11 protein-coding genes and 5 pseudogenes are annotated in these 24,367 nt (G+C 70.1%); 11 read left to right on the forward strand and 5 right to left on the reverse strand.

Going from position 1 to position 24,367, the window contains the following annotated elements; translation table 11 throughout:
- Nucleotides 1-52: 52 nt before the first annotated feature.
- From ACEXOX_RS18555 to ACEXOX_RS18575, 5 genes and pseudogenes are all read right to left on the reverse strand, one after another.
- A complete protein-coding gene (locus ACEXOX_RS18555) occupies nt 53-1,474 on the reverse strand; it encodes a S28 family serine protease (RefSeq protein WP_406521948.1) in 1,422 nt (473 codons plus the stop codon).
- Between the two features lie 243 nt (nt 1,475-1,717).
- On the reverse strand, nt 1,718-5,653 hold the full coding sequence (locus tag ACEXOX_RS18560) for an ABC transporter ATP-binding protein (protein ID WP_406521950.1): 3,936 nt from the start codon (nt 5,651-5,653) through the stop codon (nt 1,718-1,720).
- 110 nt (nt 5,654-5,763) lie between these two features.
- Nucleotides 5,764-7,053, reverse strand: coding sequence for an esterase-like activity of phytase family protein (locus ACEXOX_RS18565; protein ID WP_406521952.1), 1,290 nt, complete (start codon nt 7,051-7,053; stop codon nt 5,764-5,766).
- A 96-nt stretch (nt 7,054-7,149) separates the two neighbouring features.
- Nucleotides 7,150-8,828, reverse strand: a pseudogene (locus ACEXOX_RS18570) (penicillin-binding transpeptidase domain-containing protein).
- Nucleotides 8,829-9,199: 371 nt separating this feature from the next.
- A pseudogene (locus ACEXOX_RS18575) lies at nt 9,200-12,102 on the reverse strand (discoidin domain-containing protein).
- A 205-nt stretch (nt 12,103-12,307) separates the two neighbouring features.
- Between ACEXOX_RS18575 and ACEXOX_RS18580 the strand changes: the two are divergent.
- The 11 genes and pseudogenes from ACEXOX_RS18580 to ACEXOX_RS18630 all read left to right on the forward strand — a co-directional run.
- Nucleotides 12,308-13,116: pseudogene (locus ACEXOX_RS18580) on the forward strand (ATP-binding cassette domain-containing protein).
- A 51-nt stretch (nt 13,117-13,167) separates the two neighbouring features.
- Nucleotides 13,168-15,501 (forward strand): YhgE/Pip family protein, encoded by a 2,334-nt coding sequence (locus ACEXOX_RS18585; protein ID WP_406521954.1) that lies wholly within the window; start codon nt 13,168-13,170, stop codon nt 15,499-15,501.
- Nucleotides 15,498-16,202 (forward strand): TetR/AcrR family transcriptional regulator, encoded by a 705-nt coding sequence (locus ACEXOX_RS18590; protein WP_406521956.1) that lies wholly within the window; start codon nt 15,498-15,500, stop codon nt 16,200-16,202. Before ACEXOX_RS18585 ends, ACEXOX_RS18590 begins: the two co-directional genes overlap by 4 nt.
- 120 nt (nt 16,203-16,322) lie before the next feature.
- Complete coding sequence (gene maeA / locus ACEXOX_RS18595) at nt 16,323-17,489, forward strand: oxaloacetate-decarboxylating malate dehydrogenase (RefSeq protein WP_406521958.1); 1,167 nt, start codon at nt 16,323-16,325, stop codon at nt 17,487-17,489.
- A 14-nt stretch (nt 17,490-17,503) separates the two neighbouring features.
- The gene (locus ACEXOX_RS18600) at nt 17,504-18,064 is read left to right on the forward strand and encodes a malic enzyme-like NAD(P)-binding protein (RefSeq protein WP_406521960.1); all 561 of its coding nucleotides are present in this window, start codon (nt 17,504-17,506) and stop codon (nt 18,062-18,064) included.
- A 546-nt stretch (nt 18,065-18,610) separates the two neighbouring features.
- A pseudogene (locus ACEXOX_RS18605) lies at nt 18,611-19,533 on the forward strand (nitroreductase/quinone reductase family protein).
- A 172-nt stretch (nt 19,534-19,705) separates the two neighbouring features.
- Nucleotides 19,706-19,921, forward strand: coding sequence for a hypothetical protein (locus ACEXOX_RS18610; RefSeq protein WP_406521962.1), 216 nt, complete (start codon nt 19,706-19,708; stop codon nt 19,919-19,921).
- 118 nt (nt 19,922-20,039) lie between these two features.
- Nucleotides 20,040-20,438: a hypothetical protein gene (locus tag ACEXOX_RS18615; RefSeq protein WP_406521964.1), complete on the forward strand. Its 399-nt coding sequence runs from the start codon at nt 20,040-20,042 to the stop codon at nt 20,436-20,438.
- A gap of 171 nt (nt 20,439-20,609) precedes the next feature.
- Nucleotides 20,610-21,113, forward strand: a complete 504-nt coding sequence (locus ACEXOX_RS18620) for a hypothetical protein (RefSeq protein ID WP_406521965.1) — start codon at nt 20,610-20,612, stop codon at nt 21,111-21,113.
- A gap of 386 nt (nt 21,114-21,499) precedes the next feature.
- A complete protein-coding gene (locus tag ACEXOX_RS18625; protein WP_406521967.1) occupies nt 21,500-23,770 on the forward strand; it encodes a hypothetical protein in 2,271 nt (756 codons plus the stop codon).
- Nucleotides 23,748-24,206, forward strand: a pseudogene (locus ACEXOX_RS18630) (toxin glutamine deamidase domain-containing protein); the annotation flags it as partial. The gene ACEXOX_RS18625 and the pseudogene ACEXOX_RS18630, both read left to right, overlap by 23 nt.
- Nucleotides 24,207-24,367 lie beyond the last annotated feature (161 nt).

Consider the following 24,367-nt stretch of genomic DNA (forward strand, 5'->3'; position numbering starts at 1 on the left):
CGCGTCACACGCACCGCGTCACACGCCTCGCCTCACACATCGCGCGACGACATCACGGACGCAGCATCTGCATCTTCGAGTCGTCCCGCTTGTCCAGCTTCTTGTCGTACGGAGCCAGCGGCGCGGCCGCGGCGCCCTGCGGAGCGTCGACGTCCGCCCATTCGAGCAGCGCCTCGGTCGCCTTCTTGCGGTCGGCCTCCCGCAGCTTCGCGATGTTCGAGCCGTGGTTGCCGCCGGGGACCTTGTAGACGTACGAGTCCTCGGAGCCGGAGCCCAGCCGGAACGGCTCGGAGCTCCACGGGTCCCACTCACCGTTGACGAACATCATGCGCTCGCCGTGGTGGCGCACCCACCGGTCCACGTCGCGCATCGCGAGCTTGTCGAAGTGCAGGGGGATGTCGCGCGGCACGAAGGTCCGGGAGTTGTTGATGCCCGGGTAGCGCAGCAGGCCCTTGAGCTGGTCGTACTTGTAGCTCGGCTCACCGAGCTGGGTGCCCGCCTGGTAGTAGTACGGCAGGTTCCGCTCAAGACCCTGGTCGGTGTAGCTGTCGAAGCCGCCGACCTTGTCGATCCACTTCCACAGTTCGTCCGTGGAGGCGGTCTTCTTCGGGACCTCGGGGCAGGCGGTGGCGGCCGGCTGGTACTGCCAGAAGCCGAACACCAGGTCGGTGACGAGGACTTCGTACGCCTTGTCGATGTTGCCGACGAGCTTGAAGGTCTTCTTGTTGTCCTGCGCCCACTTCGCGTAGCGGTTGACGATCTCGCCGCGGCGCAGCAGCGCCTCGCGCTCCAGGTCCGCGAGGTCCTTGCGGCACTGGGCGGTGCCGACGGTGCGGAGGAACCGGTCGTACGCCGAGTCCTCCTTGTCGTTCACGTCGTTCGGCGCGACGTAGGCGACGGTGCCGTCCATGTCGTCCGGGAAGAAGCGACGGTAGTAAGTGGCGGTCATGCCGCCCTTGCTGCCGCCGGTGGATATCCAGTTCTGGTCGTAGATCCGGTGCAGCGCCTTGAAGATGCGGTGCTGGTCGTTGGCCGCCTGCCGGATGGTGAGCTTCTTCCAGTCGGCGGGCTGCGGCCGCGACGGCGTGAAGTAGCGGTACTCCATCGACACCTGATTGCCGTCGATGATCTGCGTCGGCTCGCTGCGCCGTACGTCCGTGTTGAGGTTGTAACCGGAGGTGAAGAAGACCGTGGGCCGGTCGACGGACTTGTGCAGCAGGGTCAGCCGCTGCTGGAAGGACCCCTTGGAGGGGTGCTGGTGGTCGATCGGCTGGGTGTAGTTGAGGACGAAGAAGCGGTAGCCGTCGACCGGCTTCTCCTGGACGAGACTCATCCCCGGGATCGCCAGGATCCGGTCCTTGATGTCGGTCGCCTTCGGCTTCGCGGCGGTGGCCGCGGTCGCCGACGCCGTGCCCGCACTCGCCGTGCCCATGAGCACCGCGAGTGACAGCAGGCATCTGATGGCCTTACGCATTGCACCCTCCCCTTGGGATAGCAAAGGTCGGGGTGAACCTATCGGCGCGGCAACGGTCCCACCAGCCCCTTCTTTTCCGAGAGGAGCGGTGGTAGGGGGTCGCGCGGACGACCGCCGACCGCCGACCGCCGACCGCCGACCGCCGACCGCCGACCGCCTGCCCTCCGGCGTCCGGTCAGCTCAGCGGCCGGCCGGAGGCCGGTGCGCACGGCACCTCGGTGGGCAGGGCGTCGCGGCGGGCGTTCAGGCCGCCACCGGCTCCTCCTCGCCCGTGAACGTGCGCCACAGTTCGGCGTAGCGGCCGCCTCTGGCCAGGAGTTCGGCGTGGGTGCCGTCCTCGGCGACCCGGCCGTGGGCGAGGACCACGACCCGGTCGGCGCGGGCCGCGGTGGTCAGGCGGTGCGCCACGACGAGCGTCGTACGCCGTCCCGACAGCCGGTCCGTGGCCTCGTTGACGGCGGACTCGGTGGCGAGGTCGAGCGCGGCGGTGGCCTCGTCGAGCAACAGGATGTCGGGGTCGACGAGTTCGGCGCGGGCGAGCGCGAGCAGTTGGCGCTGGCCTGCGGAAAGGTTACGGCCGCGTTCGGCGACCTCGTGGAGGTAGCCGCCGTCCAGTCCGGCGATCATGTCGTGCGCGCCGACCGCCCGGGCCGCGGCCTCCACCTCGGCGTCGGTGGCGTCCGGCCGTCCGTACGCGATGGCGTCGCGCACCGTACCGGGGAACAGGTAGGACTCCTGCGGTACGACGCCGAGGCGGTGCCGGTAGCCGGTGAGGTCGAGTTCGCGCAGGTCGGTGCCGTCGACGCGGACGGTGCCGGCGGTCGGGTCGTAGAACCGCGCCACCAGCTTGACCAGGGTGGACTTGCCCGCGCCGGTCTCACCGACGAAGGCGACGGTCTGCCCGGCGGGGATGGTCAGGTCGATGCCGGAGAGGGCTGTGACGGTGGAGCCGTCGGAGGCGGTGGAGACTTTGGAGCTGTCGGAGCTGCGTGAGGCTCCCGAGGCTTCGGTGACGGTTCCGGTTGTGATTTCGGAGCCGGCACCCCCGTACCGGAAGTGCACGTCCTCGAAGGTGATCTCGCCCGCCAGCTCGCGCACCGCGCGCGGATTCTCGGCCTGGGGTGTGGTGGTCGGTTCGCGCAGCAGTTCCTGGATGCGGCCGAGCGAGACGGCGGCCTGCTGGTAGCCGTCGAAGACCTGCGAGAGCTGCTGTACGGGGGCGAAGAACAGGTCGATGTAGAGCAGGTACGCGACCAGTGCGCCCGCCGTGAGGGTGCCGTCGCCGACCCGGCCGGCGCCGACGATCAGAACGAGCGCCGCGGCGGCGGAGGACAGCAGCTGGACGAACGGGAAGTAGACCGAGATCAGGAACTGGCCGCGGACGCGGGCCGCGCGGTAGGCGTGGCTGCGTTCGGCGAACCGGTCGGCGCCGCTGCGCTCGCGGCGGAAGGCCTGCACGATCCGCAGTCCGGCGACGCTCTCCTGGAGGTCGCCGTTGACGACGCTGATGCGTTCGCGGGCGAGTTCGTACGCCTTCACGCTCTGCTTGCGGAAGAAGTACGTACCGATGACGAGCGGCGGGAGGGTGGCGAAGACGACCAGGGCCAGCTGGACGTCGATGACCAGAAGCGCGACGAGGATTCCGAAGAAGGTCAGGACGGAGACGACGGCGGTGACCAGGCCGGTCTGCAGGAACGTGGACAGGGCGTCCACGTCCGTCGTCATCCGGGTCATGATCTTGCCGGTCAGTTCGCGCTCGTAATAATCGAGGCCGAGGCGCTGGAGCTGGGCGAAGATTTTGACGCGCAGCGAGTAGAGGACGCGTTCGCCGGTGCGGCCGGTCATGCGGTTCGAGCCGATCTGGGCCGCCCACTGGACGAGTACCACGAACAGGGCGAGACCGGCAGCCGTCCAGACACCCGCCAATTGCGCGCGCCGTACGCCGTCGTCGATGCCGTGCCGGATGAGGACCGGAAGCAGCAGTCCGGCGACGGCGTCGACGGCGACCAGAGCGAGGGCGACGGCCAGCGGGCCGCCGAAACCGCGCAGGAGGCGGCGCAGACCGTAGGACTTCTCGGGGCGGGCGGCCCGCTCCTCGTCGATGTCGGGGGTGTCGGTCGCGGGCGGGAGGGCGGCGACCCGGGCGAGGAGATCCGGGTCGGCGGACAGGCCGGGCTCAGTGTCAGCTTCCGTCTCGGCGCGCTTCCACAAGTACGGAGTGATGCCGTTGACGCGGTGGTCGGGGACCGCTGCGGGCGGAGCGACGGCGCCGGAATCCGCCGTGACCGGGCGTTCCAGCAAGCCGCTCGCCGCGGATTCACCGCCGAAGCCGGGGCGCTCCAGGCTGGTACCGCCCAGTTTGCCGGAACCTTCCAGCTGATCGGTCCCACCCGGCTCACCGGCACCACCCGACTCACCGGTACCGCCCAGCTCGTCCGGATCGGTCAGCAGCCGGCGATACAGCTCGCAGCGGCTCTCCAGTTCCTCGCGCGTGCCGATGTCGACCAGCCGGCCGCCGTCCAGGACGGCGACGCGGTCGGCGAGGGCGAGGGTGGAGGCGCGGTGGGCGATCAGCAGCGTCGTACGGCCCGCCATCACCCCGCGCAGGGCCTCGTGTATTTCGTGTTCGACGCGGGCGTCGACGGCGGAGGTCGCGTCGTCCAGGACCAGCAGCCGCGGGTCGGTGAGGATCGCGCGGGCCAGCGCGACGCGCTGGCGCTGGCCGCCGGAGAGGGTCAGGCCCTGTTCGCCGACCTCGGTGTCGTATCCGTCCGGCAGGGCGGATATGAAGCCGTCGGCCTGTGCGGCACGCGCGGCGATACGTATCTGCTCGTCGGTCGCGTCCGGAGTTCCGTAGGCGATGTTGTCGCGCAGGGAGTCGGAGAACAGGAAGCTGTTCTCCGGTACGAGGCCGATGGCCGCGCGCAGCGACGCGAGGCTCAGGTCGCGTACGTCGTGCCCGCCCACCAGGACCCGGCCCGCGGTCGCGTCGTAGAAGCGGGGCAGCAGCAGCGAGACGGTGGACTTGCCGCTGCCGGACGTGCCGACGACGGCGACGGTCTCGCCGGGCTCGATACGCAGCGAGAAATCCTCCAGCACGGGCCGCCCGTTGCCGTAGCCGAAGGAGACCTGCTCGAACTCGACGGTGGCCGGCGCGTCGGCGGGGAGTTCGAGCGCGTCCTGGCGCTCTTCGATCATCGGCTCGGTGTCGACGAGCTCGAAGACCCGCTCCACACCGGCCCGTGCCTGCTGCCCGACGGTCAGCATCATCGCGAGCATCCGCACGGGCGCGACGAGCTGCGCGAGGTAGGTGGAGAAGGCGACGAAGGTGCCGAGGGTGATCTGCCCGTTGGTGGCCAGCCAGCCGCCGAGGGCCAGCATGGCGACCTGCCCGAGCGAGGGCACGGCCTGGAGGGCGGGGGTGTAGCGGGCGTTCATCCGTACGGTACGGAGCCGGCCGGCGAAGAGGCGGCGGCTGACCGTACGCAGCTTGCCGGTCTCCTGTTCCTCCTGGCCGAAGCCCTTGACGACGCGGACGCCGGAGACCGCGCCGTCGACGACGCCCGCGACGGCGGCGGCCTGGCTCTGCGCGTACCAGGTGGCGGGGTAGAGGCGGTCGCGGCTGCGCTGGGCGATGAACCACAGCGCGGGGGCGACGGCCAGGGCGACGAGGGTGAGCAGCGGGGAGAGCACCACCATCACGACCAGCGAGATCGCGAAGAGCAGTACGTTCCCGATCATCATCGGCAGCATGAACAGCAGGCTCTGGATGAGCTGCAGATCGCTGGTGGCCCGGCCGACGACCTGGCCGGTGCTCAGTTCGTCCTGGCGGTGCCCGTCCAGCCGTGCGATCGACCGGAACATCCGGGTGCGCAGGTCGTGCTGGACGTCGAGGGCCAGCCGTCCGCCGTAGTAGCGGCGTACGTACGTCAGCGCGTAGACGGCGAGCGCGGCGACGATCAGCAGCGTCGCCCACGGGGCGAGCGGGCGGTCGTGGCTGACGATGACATCATCGATTATCAGCTTCGGAATGAGCGGGACGAGAGCCATCACGCCCATTCCGGCGAGTGACGAGCCGAGTGCGAGCAGTACGTCCTTCTTGTACTGCCAGCACAGGCGCGTCAGCCGCCGTGCCCAGCCGCCGCCCTTTTCCGATGGACCGCTCCGCGTCCCCGTCACGCGCTGCCTCCCGCATCTCGTCGTTCACCAGGAGGCATCAACGCCGTGGGCAGCGGATTTCATCCCGCCGCAACAATCGGGAACGGGAAAACCTTTGACGCCGTCAACGGTCAGCGGCCGCCGGGCCGCACCGTCAGGCTGTACAGGCGGGTGATCTGCTTCGCGCTCTCGTTGTCGTCGCTGACCAGGAGGACGCGCAGCCGTCCGCCGGGCGCGCGGCCGGTGATCGCCATGCCCTCGATGTTGTCCAGCAGCGGATTGGCCTGCGGCTGGTGCGCGGGGGCGCCCAGGGAGGGGCAGGCGCCGAGGTCGGCGAGGAGCTTCTTGCGGGCGGGGCGTACGGCCTTGCCGCCCGGCAGTCCGCCGACGCCGCTGACGTCGCTCGCCCGGCGCGGGTCGGCGAGGTAGAGGCGGACCGTGTTGCCGACGCCGGCGGTGAAGCCGCGTTCCAGGACGAGCAGTCGGCCGTCGGGGAGCGCGGCGATCTCGGAGACGCCCAGTCCGGCGTCCACCGGGTACGCGTACTGCCGGCCCAGTCGGTACGGGGCGGGCCGGGATCCGGAGCCCTGCCGCTGCCAGGTCTGGAAGCGCAGCAGGGGGCGGTTGGCGCTGTCCTTGCCGTCGCCGGTGAGCTGTCCTTCCATGGCGGCGGTCAGCGTGCGGCCGCCGGTTTCGAGCGTGAGGCCCTCGAAGGTCTGGTTGGACCGGGCGCGCCCGGCCGGCTCGACCTGGAGCGGCTTGGGGAGGGGCAGCCGTCCGAGGAGCGCGCCGGAACGGTCGTACCGCCGTACGGAAGGTTCCGTCTCGGACGAGACGAGGTAGCGCCCGCCCGGTTCGACGGCCAGGCCCTCGGCGTCGAGGGCGGCGCCCTTCTCGTCGGTGATCTTGGCTGCCCGTACCGGCCGGTGACTCCGTCCGTCCAGACCGATCAGTACGGAACGGTCGGAGAGGGCTGCGAGGGAGCCGTCGGTGTCGCGGGTGAGGGCGGAGAGGTTGCCCACGAAGGCGCCCTGGAAGGTGGTTTTGTCCAGGGCGTCGGAGTAGCGGTCGAGGGAGACGGACGGAGAGCAGGGGTGCCCGCCTGCGGCCGAGGGGCGGTCGTTCTGGTCCGAGGGGGCAGAGGAGCCCGAGAGGCCCGAGGAGCCCGAGGAGCCCGAGGTCCGGCCGCCCGTGGTTGAAGGGTGACCGCCGCTCTTGTCCGTACGTGCCGAAGCGGCGGACGCGCCCGGTCCCGCGGCGGACGAGTCGGCCCGGCCGGCGGTGGCCGAGGCGGCCGAGTCCGCGGCGGTCGGTGCCGCCCGGTCCTGGTCCGCCGCCGGTGCCCCCTCGGCGCACGCCGTGAGACAGCCGGCGGCCAGCACTGCTGCGGTGACACGGACAACCGCGGAACGTACGCGCACGAGGGGTCCTCCCGTTCGTCGACGCCCGGGGGCAGGCGTGCCCCCGGGATGCGGGCAGGCCCCGACGCGGGCACGCCCCAGTGTCGACCCTTCCCCTCAGCGGCGCACCGCGAGCACCTTTCGGACAATCGGGCCCGCCGCGTCGCCGCCGTGACCACCCTGCTGGACGACCGCGGCCGCCGCGGCGTCGTTGCGGTAACCGAGGAACCAACTGTTGGCGTCGCCCTGTCCGTCGGCTTCCGCCGAACCGGTCTTCGCACCGATGTCGCCGCTGAGTCCGGCCATCGCCCGCGCGCCGGTGCCGCTCACGGCCGTACGCCGCATCATGGCCCGCAGTTGCGCGGCGACCGAGGGGGAAGCGCGCGGCTCGCGTGGGCGACCGGCCGGCCGTCCAGTTCCGGCGAGACCAGGACGGGCTGGGAGAAGTACCCGGCCTTGGCGGTGGCGGCGACGGACGCCATGTTCAGCGGGTTGGCCTGGACGCGGCCCTGGCCGATGAGCGCCGCCGGGGTGTCCGCGCCGTCGCTCTGCGGAACGCTGCCGTCGAACGTCGGTATCCCGGCCTTCCAGTCCTTGCCGAGTCCGAAGACTTCCTGCGCCTCATTGCTCAGGTCCGTGCCCGAGAGGCGGTCGGCCTGGCCGATGAAGGCGGTGTTGCAGGAGCGCGCGAAACTGTCGGCGAACGTGCCGCCGCTGATCGCGAACATGCCCTGGTTGTGGAACGAGCGCCCGCCCGCTGACGCGTACTTCGGGCACTCCACGCTCTTGCCCGCGGAGACCAGGCCCTTCTCCATCAGCATCGCGGCCGTGACGACCTTCATCGTGGAGCCGGGCGCCAGCCGGCCCTGGAAGGCCGCGTTGAACTGGTCCGTACGGTGATTGGCCACCGCGAGGATGTCTCCGCTGCCCGGCTTGACCACGACGACCGACGCCTGGCGGTAGTCCTTGACCGCCGCCTCGGCCGCGCGCTGAACGTTCGCGTCCAGCGTCGTGCGAAGCGTGCCTTCGCGTCCCTTGACGATGGTGTGCAGCGTCTTGCCCGGCTCGCCGCTCTCGCCCATGACGCGCACTTCGATGCCCTGGACGCCGCCCGCCTTCTCCCCGTAGCTCTCCCGGAGGGCGGGCAGGATGGCGCCGAGCGAGGGGAGGGCCTCGGCGTCCAGTTCGGTGCCGTTACGGTCGACCGCCTTGACGGGCGGCGCGCCGTCGGAGCCGGTCTGCAGGCTCTCGCCGCGGTGCAGGGCGGGGTGGACCACGGTGGGCTGCCAGTCGACGAGCGCCTTGCCGGTGGTCTTGCCGCGTACGACGCGCAGCGCGGAGTCGTACGACCAGGTGGCGTGCTCCGGTCCGCCCTTGCCCTCGACTTCAGCCTTGTCCTCGGCCGTGTCCTCGTCCTTGCCTACCGAGAGTTCGGCGGTGACGTGGAAGGGGACCTTCGCGCCGTCGCTCCGGCCGGCCTCGAAGGTCACCTTCGACACCCGGGCCTCGTCGTGGAAGCCGGTCAGCGCCTGGCGTGCGCCCTCGGCGTTGTCCGTGAGGAGGGCGGCGGTCTCGGTGTCGCCCTTGCTCCAGGCCGCGAGAAAGTCGCGCGCGGTGTCGCGCACTTCTTCCTCGCTCGGTGGACCGGTCTGTCTGGAGGCGGTCGTACCGGCCGCTGTCCCGGACGTGCCGGAGTCGTCGGAGAACGCCTCGTAGATGTTGTACGCGCCCACGCCGGCCGCACCCACCATCGCCGCGAAGACCCCGCCGACCACATACTTCACACCCGTACGCACAGTTCCCCTCCCAGGTCAGACACACCGTGCGTGTCCGGACACTATGTGACGGAAGCGGTCACAGATGTCTCGTTCAGGGGACGGATTGGTCACTTTCGGTCCAGACCAATGGCCCAGATCGATGCCCCGAGCCAGTGATCCGGGCCAGTGACCCGGGCCAGTGCCCCAGATCAGTGACCAGCGCAGTGACCAGAGCCCATTCGACCAGCGGTCCGTCCAGCGATCCGACCAGCGGTCCTTTTAGCGATCCGCCCAGCAACCGAACCATTGACTGCGTCAAAGAAAAACGGCCCGGATCGCTGCGTCACCGATACGTCATCGACACGCCGCCGATCCGGGCCGTTCCGAGGGAAGTCCTGAACCGCTCCGGGCTACTCCCCGGCCACCGGCCCCGCGGCCTTCTGCACCGTCAGCTCCGCGAGCCCTGGGCGCCGGCCGTCCTTCGCCGCCTCGGCGCCGTGCACCGTGAGCCGTACGTAGCGGGCCGTCGTACGCCCGTCGTACCCGGTGCCGTACCAGTGCTTGCCGTCGGTCGAGACCTGCGCCACGTACGAGGCGGGCTCACCGCCCTTCCAGTGCGGGGAGATCTGCCCGATCCGTGACGACTTACCGAGGTCGACGGTCAGGGTGCCGTCGGGTCCGTCCGGCGTCCAGGAGGTGGCAGCGTTGCCGTCCACCGCTGCGCCCGCGTACATACCGGGCTCCTCCGAGGTGGCCCGCGCCGTGGCGCACCGGGCCGCGTTGTCCGTCGCCGCGAGGTCGGGGCGGCGGGTCTTGAGCGTCAGCGGTACGCCACGGCTCACCACCCGCTCCCCTCCGGCGACTCGACGCGCATCGGCGCGCCCGCCGTCAGCCGTACCGTCGTGCTGTGCGCGCCGATCTCCACGTCGTACGTGCGTCCCTGCCAGCGCAGCCCGCGCAGCGTGACGCCGTCGGACAGCTGCGGCGGCAGCGTCGGGTCCAGGTGCACCCGGTCCTCGCGCATCCGCATTCCGGTCAGCCCGTTGGTGAAGGTCTGCAGGAAACCGCCCTTGCCGGTGAGGAAGTCCTGCGCGGGTGATCCGGCGTGCGGGTCGCCCGCGCCGGCCTTGTCGCCGCGCGCTTCGGAGAACTGGTGGAAGGCGCCGCGTACGAACGGCTTGATGGAACGCATCATGTACGTGTACGTCGAGCAGCCCGGCTCTCCGGCTCCGGCGGCGGCGACGGCGTGCACCGAGTCGGTCATGGCCGGGCCGTCCGGGTCGGTGAGGCCGGCGTAGTGGTCGAGCGTGCCGGTCCTGGCGCGCTGCGACATCGGCCATTCCAGCGGGTACATGAGCAGGACGGTGTCGGCCTGCTTGATCATCGTGTTCTTGTAGCCGTCGTACTGCTGGAAGACGTCGTTCTTCGCGTCGTACGGGATGCGGATGCGGTCGGCGGCGTCCTTCCAGGCGGCGGGGGCGGACTCGCCGAGGAGCGCGGCGGCGCGTCCGGCGTTGCGCAGCGCGGTGACCGCGCCGGCGTTGGTGAAGACGCCGTCGTTCACGCCGTTGCTGTACTCGTCCGGACCGGCGACGTTTTTGATCGAGTAGCTGCCGTCGGCGTTACGGGTGACGCGGGAGGCCCAGAATTCCGCGATGCCCTTCAGCACCGGCCAGCCGCGTTCGCGGAGCCAGGTGGTGTCCTTGGTGGCGAGGTAGTACTGCCAGGCGGCCAGGGACACGTCGCCCATCAGATGGTTCTGCGTCTTGCAGTGCGGCGGGTCCCAGCTGTGGCACTCGTTCCAGAGGTCGCCCTTGCTGCCGCTGGTCCACGGGTAGAACAGGCCCTGGTAGCCCAGCTTCTTCGCGTTGGCGGCAGCTCCGGCGCGGGTCTTGTAGCGGTAGTCCACTACGGACTTGGCCAGGTCGGGGTGGGCGGCCAGGAGTCCCGGGTACATCCAGGTCTCGGCGTCCCAGAAGATTTCGCCCGCGTAGTTGTCGCTGGTCAGCCCGGCCGGGCTGATGCTGTCGCTGCTGCCGGGTCGGGTGCTGGACAGCAGGCCGTACTGTGCCGCGCGCACCCACGCCTGTAGGTCGCGTTGTCCGCGTCCCTTCACCTCGACATCGCTGCGCCACAGTTTCCGCCAGGCGGCGGCGTGCTTGCGGTACAGGGCGTCCCAGCCCCGGTCCGCGGCCCGCTGTGCGGCGGCGGTCGCGGCGGCGCGCGGAGTGCGGGAGGTGAGGGCGGTGTCGACACCGACGTACTTGGTCAGCTCGTAGGAGCGCCCGGCCCGTACGGGGAACGTCACGCTCTGCTGATTGCTCAAGTCCTTGGCCGCGCCCGCGTCGCCGCCCGCGCCCTTCCGCGCGCCCTCGCGCCGTGTCGTCGTCTGCTTCGCGTTCACGTCCTGCGGGCGGACCTGGGAGCCGGGGCGCAGGGCCGAGGCGATGGCGCCGTCCGTCTTCGTGCCGTCCGTACGGAAGGTGACGTCCATCGTGCGGCCGCCCGGCCGCGCACCGCCGCCGGTCTGCGTCATACGGCGCGCGCCGCGTCCGTCGAGACGGTCGGTGATGGTGGCCCGGCCGCCCCAGTGCGGCGTCATGCGCAGCCGTACGGCGCCGGTGTGGGCGCTGGTGCGGTCCGCGAGTACGTCGTACACGAGGTCGGTGACGCGGCCGTCGGCGGCCGTCCACGTCAGAGACGTACGGACCAGGCCGCAGCGGATGAACTGCGTCTGGCGGTAGTTCGAGATGCGGCCCGCCGGGGTCGCGGAGTCGAAGGTCTGCGGGCGGTCGCCGGCGGCGGTGACGTCGAGGCCGGTCCACGTCGGGAGCGCGGCGATGGCCTGGCGGCCCTTCAGGTTCTGCGGGCCGCGTGCGTAGAGGCCGGAGACGAAGGAACCGTCGTAGCGCGGTGTCTTCAGCGGCCAGCCGGTCGTTTCGCCAGGGGCCGTGTAGCCGGCGCCGTTGGGGGCTATCCGCTGGCCGAGGTAGCCGTTGCCGACGAAGGCGTGGTGGCCGTCCTTGGGGTCGATACGGGTGGCGGTGGGTGTCCAGCCGTCGCCGTCGTCCGTGGCGGAACGATTCCCCACGGAGGGCCGCGCGCTGGAACGTTCCAGATCCTGCGGCGCGCAGGAGGCGCTGGACGACTGGGCGGGCCCGGCGGCCTGCGCCGCCGCTGCCGCCGAAGCGCCCGAAGCCGAAGTGGATGCCGCATTGGATGCCGGAGTGGTTGCCGACGCCGACGCCGGTGGCAGCGTCGTGACGAGGGCCCCCGCGAGGAGCGGGGCGATCAGTTTGGCCGAGTGAGTCATCGGTCTCCGTCGCAAGTGTCCAACCGGTGCGGCCGTGCGCTCAGCACCACGGACCACACCGAGAACATCACCAACAAACGCCCCAAAAGCATCGGAGCGCCCCACCCGCCACATGACGGAGTTCACAGGATCGCGCGCTGATTGGTCAATAGCCCACTCCATACGGCACACTTTTAGACTGACCAGTCAGAACAAAGGAGGGGCCGTGGACACCACCCGCCAGGGGGCGGCGGTCAACGCCAGGGGAATCGGAGTGAAAGGCCCGCGGGGGTGGGCGTTCAGAGACGTCCACCTCACCGCGGACCCGGGTGCGCTGATCGCTGTCGAGGGCCCTTCGGGCTCCGGCCGCACCTGTCTCCTGCTGGCGCTCACCGGCCGCATGAAGATCGCCGAGGGCCACGCGACGGTCGCCGGCTTCCCCTCCCCAAGCGCATGGGTACGGTGCGCAGACTCACCGCCATCGCGCACGTCCCCGGGATCGCCGACCTGGAACCGGCCCTGACCGCCGGGGAACACCTGGAGGAGCAGGCCCTGTTGGGCCACCGGATGGCCGGTTCGCTCGGCGCCCGGCTGCCCTGGGGCCGCCGCTACAAGGAGGCGACGCGGGCCCGCATCGAGGCCGCGCTCGCCGCCGTCGGCCTCGACCCCGCCACCCTGCCCAAGGGACTGCGCACCGCCGTACGGGACCTGGAACGCATCGAAGCGCTGCGGCTCTCGCTCGCGCTGGCCGTCATGCACGGCCCGCGGCTGGTGGCCGTCGACGACGTCGACCTCAAACTCTCCGAGGCCGAGCGCTCGCAGGCCTGGCAGATGCTGCGGGACCTGGCCCTGCACGGCACGACGGTGGTGGCGGCGGCCAGCACCGCCCCGCGCGACGCGCTCGTCGTACGGACCGCGCCCGCGACCGCCGCATCCACCTCCCCCGCCCCCACTTCGACCACCGGCACGGCCGGTACGACCGACATCCACGAGGAGGAAGCAGCCCATGCGCTCGCCGAAGCTCGCCGCGCTTGAGCTCAAGCGCTTCGGCAGGGGCAAGCTCCCCGGCTGGGCCTCGTCGCCCTGATGCTGATCCCGCTGCTGTACGGCGCGCTCTACCTGTGCTCGTTCTGGGATCCGTACGCGAACCTGGACAAGATCCCGGTCGCGCTCGTCAACGACGACCAGGGCGCCACCGCCGCCGGCAAGAAGGTCCAGGCCGGCGACGAGCTCGTCAAGAACGTCAAGGACAGCAAGACGTTCAACTGGGAGGAGGTCAGCTCCGCCGACGCCGCCAAGGGTGTCGAGAACGGTACGTACTACCTCTCCCTGACCGTTCCGAAGGACTTCAGCGAGCGGATCGCCTCCAGCTCCGGCGACCACCCGGAGACGGGCGCGCTCCAGGTCCGTACGAACGACGCGAACAACTACATCGTCGGCTCGATCTCCAAGACGATCTTCTCGGAGATCCGCGCGAAGACCTCGGCGAAGTCGTCGCGGGAGTTCTTCGACAAGATCTTTGTGTCGTTCTCGGATCTGCACAACCAGACCGCGAAGGCCGCCGACGGCGCCACCAAGCTCGACGACGGCCTGGGCAAGGCCAAGGACGGCACGGACAAGCTCGCCGACGGCCTGGGCACCGCCAAGGACAAGAACGGTGAGCTGACGGATGGGCTGGGGAAGCTGGGCAAGGGGTCCGGTGACCTGAGCAAGGGCGCGGGGACGCTGCGCGACAAGACCGGTGAGCTGAGCCAGGGCGCGGGCGCCGTGAACAAGGGCGCCAAGGACCTCAACAACGGTGTCGGTGATCTGAACAAGGGCGCCAAGCAGCTCAACTCGGGAGTAGCCACCGCCGGCGCGAAGGCCAAGCAGCTCAGCGACGGCGCCGGCCAGGTAGCCGCCGGCACGAAGCAGCTCGCCGACAAGGTCAACGGCATCGCCAAGCAGGACCTGCCCTTCCTGAAGGCGCACAGCAAGGAGATCGCCGAGAAGGCACGCGTCGTCGCCGACCTCAGCAAGGCTCTCGACGACGACCTCGGCAAGCTGCCGGGGAACTCCGCCAAGGCCGCCGCCGAGGCGCGGAAGAATGCCGAAGACGCCCAGGCTCTCTACCAGGAGAGCTGTGGCGGATCCGCCACCGGCAAGGTCGACTGCGCCAAGCTCAAGGGCGTCGCGGCCGGCAGCGCCGTGGCCGCCGACGCTGCGGAGAAGGTCAACGCCATCATCGCCCGGGCGGACCTTCAGCACCTCCGTACCCAGCTTCGCGACCTGCACCGTGGGGCTGCGATGGTCGCTGAGAAGGTACCGGCGATCGGTGACAATGCGGACACCGCAATCCGCCAGATCAACGAACTGAATGCCGGTGCCCAGAAAGTCTCCACGGGCGCAGGGCAGTTCGCCCAGGGTATCGGCGCACTCGCCGATGGAAGTGGCAAGCTCGCCGACGGCAGCGGAAAGCTCGTGGACGGCAGCGGAAAGCTTGTGGACGGCAGCGGAAAGCTCGCCGACGGCAGCGGAAAGCTCGCCAACGGTGCCGGTGACCTCGCCAACGGTGCCGGTCAGCTGCACGACAAGCTCGGCGACGCCAAGAACGGCTCCGGAAAGATCGGCGACGGCCTCGGGCAGCTTGAGGACGGCGCGATCGACCTCAAGGGCGGCGTCTACAAGCTCAAGGACGGCTCCAACCAGCTCGCCGGTGGCCTGAACAGCGGCGTGGACAAGATCCCGGACTACGACAAGAAGGACCGCGACGCCCGTACCGACGTCATGTCGAACCCGGTCGAGCTGGCCTCGAAGTCGATGCACAAGGCGCCCAACTACGGCACCGGACTCGCCCCGTACTTCATCCCGCTGTCCCTGTGGGTCGGCGCGATGGTCGCTTACATGCTGCTCGCACCGCTCGGCAAGCGCGCGCTCGCCGCGGGGGCGCCGGGCTGGCGGATCGCGCTGGGGTCCTGGCTGCCGGCCTTCGCCATCGGCGTCGTCCAGGTGCTGGCCCTGATGGCCGTACTGCACTGGGGCCTCGGCCTGGAGATGGAACGCGCTGGGGCCACCATCGGCTTCCTGCTGCTGGCGACGGCCGCGTTCACCGCCATCATCCAGTTCTTCGGCGCACAGTTCGGTCCGGCGGGCCGCGTACTGACCCTCGTCGTGCTGATGCTCCAGCTGACGTCGGCGGGCGGTACGTACCCGGTGCAGACCAGCCCCGGATTCTTCGGCTGGATCCACCCCTTCCTGCCGATGAGTTACGTGGTGGACGGCCTGCGCCGGCTCATCACCGGCGGTGACCTCGGGATCGTGTGGCAGGGCTCGATCGTCCTGGCCGTGTTCACGGTCGCCGCGCTCGCGCTCACGTCGCTGACGGCGCGCAGCCGGCAGGTCGTACGGATGAAGGACCTGCACCCGGAACTGAGCCTGTGAGCGTGCGCACCGAGCACCGGGGCAGGCACGGGGACGGCGCCGTTCGCGGCGCCGCCCCCGGCGCCGGGCCCGAAGCCGTCACCCCGGCCCACGGGCCCCGCCGCGGCGCCACCCGGCGCAAGCTGTTCGACGCCGCGGTCACCCTCATCGCCGAACAGGGCTTCTCCGCCACCACGGTGGACGAGATCGCCGAACGCGCCGGCGTCGCCAAGGGAACGGTCTACTACAACTTCGCCAGCAAGAACGTCCTCTACGAGGAACTCCTGCGCGACGGCGTCGACCTGCTCGCCGCCTCCCTCCGGGACGCCGCCGACCGGGCGGTACGGGTGGACGGCGGCACCCGGGTCGACGCGCTGGACGCGATGATCCGGGCGGGCCTGGACTTCATCGCCGGCTCGCCCTCCCTCACCCAGCTGTACGTGGCGGAACTCTGGCGTACGAACCGGGTCTGGCAGCCGACCTTGCAGTCCGTACGGGGCCGGGCGGTCGCCGTCGTCGAGGACGTGCTGCGGGACGCCGTCGACGTCGGCGAGCTGAGTTCGGAACTCGACATTCCGCTGACGGCCTCCGCCCTCCTCGGCATGGTGCTCGTCGCGGCGCTGGACTGGCTGTCGTTCCAGCCGCACCGCTCGGTGGAGGACGTGCACTCCTCCCTGTCGCGACTGCTGCAGGGCCGCGTCAGCCCCGTCCGCCCGGACTGACGACGGAACCGCACCCACGCAGGTCACAGCCCCGTTCCCGTATCCACCGGATGCGCGGACGGGGCTCTCGCGTGAGACTGGCCGGGCAGGCGGCAGACGAGCGCCGGAGAGTGCGTACGTATGAGCAGACAGCCGCGGCTCCCGTGGGTGATGAACGATCCCCTGGCCCATCGCGGGACCGCCTTCACCGCCGCCGAACGCGACCGCCTCGGTCTCGTCGGCCGGCTGCCCGACGCGGTGCTCACACTGGACCAGCAGGCGCGGCGCGCGTACGAGCAGCTGCGCCGTCAGCCCGACGACCTGGCCGCGTACATCCATCTGGAGCAGTTGCACGACCGCAACGAGGTTCTCTACTACCGGCTGATCACCGAACACCTCGCCGAACTGCTGCCCATCGTCTACGACCCGACCGTCGGCGAAGCGATCAAGACGTACAGCCACGAGTACCGGCGCCCGCGCGGCGTCTTCCTCTCCGTCGACCGGCCTCAGGATCTGCGCCGCTCCTTCGAAGTGCTGGAACTCGCGCCGGACGAGGTGGACCTGGTGGTCGTCACCGATGCCGAGCAGATTCTCGGCATCGGTGACTGGGGCGTGCACGGCATCCAGATCGCGGTGGGCAAGCTGGCGGTGTACACGGCCGCCGCGGGTATCGACCCCGGGCGCTGCCTGCCGGTAATCCTGGACGTCGGCACGGACAACGAGACGCTGCTCAACGACCCGCTGTACCTCGGCGTACGGCACAGCCGGACGCGCGGCGAACGCTACGACGCCTTCGTCGCCGCGTACCTGGACACGGTCTCGACGCTGTACCCGGACGCGCTTTTGCACTTCGAGGACTTCGGCGCGGGCAACGCGCGGCGCTTCCTGGAGCGGTACGGCGAGCGCTACCGCATGTTCAACGACGACATGCAGGGCACCGGCGCCATCACGCTCGCCGCCGTCCGGTCCGCGCTCGATGTCACCGGCGTGCCGTTCCGCGAGCAGCGCGTCGTGGTCTTCGGAGCCGGGACAGCGGGCGTCGGCATCGCCGACCAACTCCGCGAGGCGATGGTCCGCGACGGCCTGGACGGCGACGAGGCGACCCGCCGCATCTGGCTCGTCGACCGGCCGGGACTGCTGATCGACGACATGGACGGGCTGCGCGACTATCAGCGCGGCTACGCCCGGCCCAGAGGGGAGGTCGAGAAATGGGGGAGGCTGGGAAACAGGGGGAGGGTGAGAACGGGGAGGACGATAGTGGTGATGCGCGGAATCGCGGCGCCGGGCGGGACGGCATCGATCTGCTGACGGCCGTACGCAACGTGCGCCCGACCGTTCTGATCGGCACCTCGACCGTACGCGGTGCCTTCACCCGGCAGATCGTGCGGGAAATGGCGGAACACGTCGAGCGGCCCGTCATCTTCCCGCTCTCCAACCCGACCGAGAAGATCGAGGCGATGCCCGCGGACCTGCTGCGCTGGACCGACGGCAAGGCTCTGACGACGGCCGGCATCCCGGTGGACCCGGTGGAGATCGACGGCGTCCGGCACGTCATCGGCCAGGCCAACAACGCTCTCGTCTACCCGGGGCTCGGGCTGGGCGTCGTGGTCTCGCGCGCCGAGCGGCTGACGCCCGGGATGCTGCTGGCCGCCGCGGACGCGGTCGCCGGGCAGGTCGACGGGCGTACCCGCGGCGGTCCGGGAGCGCCGCTGCTGCCGCAGGTGGAAAATCTGCGGGCTTCTTCGGCCGCCGTCGCGGTCGCGGTGGTACGGGCGGCCGTCGGCGAAGGAGTCGCGCGCGTGGCTCCCGACGATGTCGTCCAGGCGGTGCAGGACGCGATGTGGCAGCCGGAGTACGGGGACCCGCCGGCGCCACCCGGTTGACGAGCCGTCGGCCGCTGGATCTAATAGGAACGCGTGTGCGCGTGACGTCGGCCAAAAAGCAGTGGGCCGGCCGGCAGTCGGGCGACACACCTTTTCTCCAGGGACGACGCCATGAGTTCATACTCCACGGGCTGAGCCTGACATCGGCGCGCCGAGTGCGCGCGGGGCGGCGTATCGCGTGATCGCGTGCCCGGGTTGGTTTCTGGTTTCCCGGCTTTTGATTTCCCGGGTTCGGGTTTTTCTGCTTCGGGTGTCCGGTTCCAGTTTCCGGTTCTTGGTCTTTCTTGGTCTTTCTTGGTCTTTCTTGGTCTCTGCGTTGCGGTCCCGGTGTTCCGGCTCGGCGCTCTGCGTACGGCTACGACGTGGAGCGCGTGTCATTCGTGACACGTAAGCGGTGACCTCCCCGAACGAGGCCGCGCGCGGCGACTGCCGCGCGCCGTAAGCGTGCGTACGCGCTCCCCGCATCCCCATTCCTCCCCTCCTCCCTTCCCTTCACCTCCTCCTCCCTTTCTTCACTCCTTTTACTTTTCGGAGAGCGACACCAGCATGTCTCAGTCCTTCAACCAATCGGTCATCACCGAGTTCCGGGCCAACGGCGGAAAAGTCGGTGGCCCGTTCGAGGGAAGTGACCTTCTTCTGTTGACCACCACCGGCGCCGTGTCCGGGAAGCCGCACACCGTGCCCCTCGGGTGCGTCCGCGACGACGGCCTGCTGCTCGTCGTCGGGTCGAATCTCGGGGCGCCGGAGCATCCCGACTGGTACCGCAATCTGCTCGCGCATCCGCAGGTGCGGGTGGAGTTCGGTACTGAAGAGTTCGAGGCGATCGCGGTCCCTGCCGAAGGTGAGCGCCGCGACCGGCTGTTCGCGCAGGTGGTGAGCGTGGCTCCCGGGTACGCCGACTATCAGGCGGCAACGTCCCGCACGCTGCCGGTCGTGGCGCTGGAGTCCGCCGAGCCCGAGTACACGGAAGCGGACGGAGAGAATCCGGCCGCCGTCACCTCTCTCGCCGACAAGCTCGTACAGGTGCATACGTGGCTGCGCGCGCAGTTGCGGCACGTACGCGACGAGGCCGAAGCCCATCTCGCGGCGCGGGCTGCTCACCGGGGGCCCGGGGCGCCGCCGGCCCCGGGGCTCGGGCTACAGATCCGGCAGCACTGCCTGGCGTTCTGCCAGAGCCTGGAATTCCATCACACCGGCGAGGACGCGCACATATTCCCGGCCGTCGCCCACCACCACCCCGAACTGCGCCCCGCTCTGGACCGGCTCCAGGAGGACACCGCACCATCGCCCGTATCCAGAACGATCTGCTGACTCTTCTGGCGGACATCGGCACCGCCGATCCGAAACGTTTCCTCACCGATCTGGAGCGCATGTCCGCGGAATTGCGAACCCACCTCGCGTATGAAGAGGAGCAGCTGATCCCCGCGCTGGTCGACGTACCGTGGCCTCCGCCCGCACCAGCACCGTAAGCGGGCAGGGCGTACAGGACCGAAGAGGCGGGTGTGGTCAGCGCGACGGCGCGCGGCCGCGGTCATGTCCGAACTGGTCGCCGCAGAGCGGGACCTGGCCGCGTTGGACAAGGAGATCTGAGCCCACTACGGGTCGGCGCCGTGGGCAGCGCGCTCCGCATTCTGCTGCCCGATGCCCGCCGCGCCGACCGCCCCCGCCGCTCGTTATCCGCGCCTCACCCCGTCGGTGCGCGACGGCGAGGTGGCCGACCTGCTCCCCGCCCTGCTGCACGGCGAGCTGGACCTGCTGCTCATCGAGAACTGGTCGAACCGCCCGCGGCACATTCCGGAAGGCGGCGCCGTCCGGACGATCCTCACGGAGGAGGCGCAGAGGATTCGGCCACCCTGATGAAAGTCGCCCCCGAGGAGAACCGCGCGGCCGGGCGCGTCGTGGGTTAAGTTGACCACCGCTGACGCAAACCTTGGCATGATCACCGGCAGAACCCCTGCCGAAGGAGGGGCAATTCATGGCAGAGTCCGACATCCCGGGCCATGTTTCCGGCCAGCAGCCCACACCTCCCCTTCCTCCGCCGCCTCCGCCCCCGCCGCACCCGGGTACGGCGGACGACGGACCACGGCCGGTGCCGACGACGCCCGAGGAAGCGATGGAAATCAGCCGCCGCTACTTCCCTGAAATCGGCTCGCCCGGCGGCCCGTCCGGCCTCTTCGTCCACGAATTCGACGTCGGCTACCTGGTACGCGCGAGCTGGCCCGCTCCGGCGGACCCGCAGGCGCCACCGGCCGACCCCGGCGGCAGCAATGTGGTGATCTCCAAGGTCAACGGCGATGTGACCCATCTGCCGAACCATCCGCCGGAGGAAGCGGTGAAGATCTACCACCGCTGGTACCGGCCCAGTACGTCCTGATACGGGACCACTTGAGGCGTACGGGTGATCGACCCGGTCGTGCGAGTTGTGCCGGTGGCACTTCAGCGTCGCACCGACGTCCACTCTCGTCCCGAGGGTTGGCAACATCTAGACTTTGGCATGAACATCTCTTTGTGCATCAGGTGACGGCACGGACAACACGGGGGCGTTGTGGGAGCTGGCGGATTCCAGACCGAGGTGGAGTCGCTGAAGACGGAGGGCGCCAACTTCGTCAAGCTGGGCGAGGACTTCCAGAGCTCGGTCAAGCGGCTGATGGACGGATTGAGCGCGCTGGGCGCCGGACCGCCCGGGACACCACCGGCGGGCGGCGGCCAGAAAGAGCCGGAAAAATCGTTCGGTGAGCAGTTCGTCAGCGGGCTGACCACGTTCGACAGCAAGGCCGGGGCGCCACCGTGGGGCGACGACGAGATCGGCGAGAAGTTCGGTGTGGTCTACGAGGGCGTACGCGACGGTATGTACGAGTCGATGGGCCATCTGTCGTCGAAGCTCGAAGAAATCGGCAAGGCGCTGAGTTCCATGTCCAAGCACTACGCGGAGGGCGAGGACTTCAGTGACGCGCTGATCAAGCAGCACGTACCGAACGAGCAGGGCTGGTCGGACCCGCTCGCCGCCCCGAAGGTCAGCGCACGGCTGGACGGGCCCGCGCATCACTGAGCCGGGGTGACGCACCGCCGAGCCGGGGCGGTGCGTTCGCGAGATGGTGAGTTCGGGGCCGGTGGCCGATGGGAGCCGGCACTGAACTTCAAGCCGCTCGCCGCTTCAGGCGAATGATCGATTATCCCGCCGACAGTCGATTCTCGGCGTTCGTCGCCCCAGGCCGTACGCAGCGACCGGCCGGCCTTGCATACGCGGCGCCGGTGCGAAATCCCTGAGGGCTCCTCATTGCCCGCCACTCCCGAGCGTGTACGGGCCACCGCGCGACCGCCGTCACTTCCACCGGCCCACCGTCCACCGCCATCCACCACCACCGACACCGCCGCACAGCGGCCGCCGCCGATCCCCGGCGCGCCGTACACGCACTTTCACGGGGGAGCTACGCCTTGTCTCTCATGCTGCCGGACTCACTGGAATGGGTCCTGGACATGCTCGGCTTCAACTGGCCGACCGCCGACGAGGACAAGCTGATCGAATGCGCCCATGTGTGGCGGCAGTTCGCGTCCGAGGTCACCACCCACCAGACGATCGGCCACACCGCCGCGAGCAACGTACTCGCGGCGAACGCCGGAGACGCTGTCGAGGGGTTCAGCAAGGCCTGGGAGAAGTTCGGGGCCGGCTCGGGCTATTTCGACGACGCCCGCCAGGCCGCCGAAGCCATCGCCTTCACCCTGGAGGCCGCCGCAGCGCTGGTCATCGGTATGAAGGTGGCGGTCATCGCCCAGTTGGTGATCTTGGCGGCTGAGATCATCGCGGCCCAGGTGGCGGCACCCTTCACGCTGGGCCTGTCCGAGATCGGCGCCGCGGCCGGCACCCTGGCCACCCGCGAGATCGTCCGCCGCATCCTCAAAGAGGTGGCCAAGCAACTGCTGGACGCGATCGCGGAGGCCGCCAAGGAACCGGTCATCTCCGCCCTGGAGGCCATGGCCTCCGACCTGATCGCCCAGACCGTCAACCAGAACTTCGGCGCCCAGAACGGATACGACCTCAAGCGCACCGCCAAGGAAGGCATCTCCGCCGGCAAGGACGCCCTGAAGAACACCGGCGAAACCCTCGGCGAGAGCCTGCGCGACGGCGCCGGTCACCGCGCCGGACACCGCGCCCGCCACGGCCTGGACTCCGCCGCCGGCCACGGTGACGGCGCGGGAGACGGCGGCTCATCTTCGGGAGACGGCGGATCGGAGAGCGCCGGCGGAGGTGGCAGAGGTGGCGGAAGGTCCGGGGCGGGGGCCGGAGGCGCAGCCGGGTCCGGGGCCGGAGGTGAGGCCGGGGCCGGTGGTGGAAGTGGCCGCTCCGTTGACGGGGGCGGGGGCTCGTCCCACACGCCTCGTCCGGGTGACTCGACCGCCGGTACGGATACGGGGTCCGGCCGTACGCCCTCCTTCGCGTCCGACAGTTCCGCTCCAGGCCCGGACGGCAATCGCGACGCTCCCCGGGCACAGCCCCTGCCGCCCCCGGACCAGCGGTCGCCCTTCGACGCCGGATTCCAGGGCGGAAACGATCACAATCCGTACGGCAGTGCCCACACCGGCAGCCCGGACGGACAGAACACGCCGGCCGCCGACCACAACACCCCTCACGAGGCCGTCAGCACCCAGCCGGCACCGGACCGCACCCCGGACGCGGCGCGCCCAGATCCGCACGACAACCCGAACAGCCCTAACCACAACATCACCGCCCAGCCCGCCCCGGACACCACCCCGGACGCGGCCCGCCCCCATCCGGACAACAACCCCAACAGCGTCACCACCCAGCCAGCACCCGGCCCGTCCCCGGAAGCATCCGCTGCCGCTCCCCAGCAGCAGCACACGCCCGCCCACGAGCCGATGGCGGGCAACCCGCCCAGCAACAACGCCGGTGACAGCAGCAGCAACGGTACGCCGGACAACTCCGGCAACGGCAGCAGCGGCCGTACGTCTGCTCCCCACGTAAGCGCTCCCCCGCAGGGCGCTCCCGTTCAGCACTCACCGTCCTCCGGCCAGCCGATCCAGCACCGCGACCCGGCTCCTGGCGACCCCATGCCGACGGTGGACGGGAACGACACCTCCGTCTCCACCCAGTCGGCCGCCACCATGACCGCGCCGCCGCCCACCCAGCACAGCGCGGACCCCACCAGCACCAGTACGCCCTCTACACCTCAGCAGGCACAACAACCGCAGCAGAACATCGCCCCGACCCCCGGCCCGGTCATGGGCGCACCCACCGTCCCCACGCAAGGCGTCACCACCGCTCCTCCCAACGCCACCTCCAACACCACTCCCCCTCCCGAACCAACCGTCGCCCCGACGGCTCGCAGGCCATCCGTGACATCAGCCAGCAGCGCGACCCCGAACGCCCCGCCTACAACCGGCGCCTCGACGGACCCACTCGTCCCCATCGGGCCGAGGCGCCCCACCAAGCCTCCTCCCAGCACCAGCCACAGCAGCAGACACCACAGTCCCAGAACCAGAACCAGCATCAGCCGCCTCAGCCCACTCACCCCCTCAGCCCCAACCTCAACCAACGCCTCAGCAGCCCCCACACCAGCCTCCCGTCGCCCAAGACCCCAGCCGCCCGAGCATCCAGCACGTCCGCGCCAGCCTGAACCACGCGCCGAGCGGTCTGTACTCGCCGTACCCGCAAGACCAGCAGGCCCTGGAAGCGAACTTCCCGCGTAACCCGGACGGCAGCCCGCGCGCGTTCAACGACCCGTTCCAGCCGTGGGCCCAGTACCAGAACGACGGCGGCCCCACCGTCCTCGGACGCTCCAACAACTGTGCCGACTGCACCCGTTCCTTCATGGAGTCCTGGTACGGCAACCCGCAGGTGTCCGCGGTCCGTACCTACGACCCTGACGGCCAAGGCGGGATCGACCGGGCCTCCGGCGAACGGGACGGCACCCGCAACATCGAACAGTGGGCCGGCACCCAGTTCCGTCATTCCGGCCCGAACTCGCAGGACGCGTACGCCAACATCGCCGACGAACTGCGCCAGGCCGGGCACGGCGCGGCGGCCGCCGTCCTTGTCACCTGGCCCAAGAACCCGGACGGTTCGGGCGGCGGCGCTCACGTCTTCAACGCCGTCAACCACAACGGGCACGTCGTATGGGTCGACAGTCAGACCGGCGAGATCAGCACGCAGCCCGTCAACACCGCGGCCGACGGCGTCTGGCACCTCACCCTCGACGCCAACCGCACCCCGTACGACCCCGCCCAGGTCCAGAACCAGCCCCAGAACCAGGCCCAGAACCAACAGCCGAGCCCTCAGAATCAGCA

This window comes from Streptomyces sp. Ac-502 (assembly GCF_045222935.1).
Lineage (GTDB): Bacteria > Actinomycetota > Actinomycetes > Streptomycetales > Streptomycetaceae > Streptomyces > Streptomyces monomycini.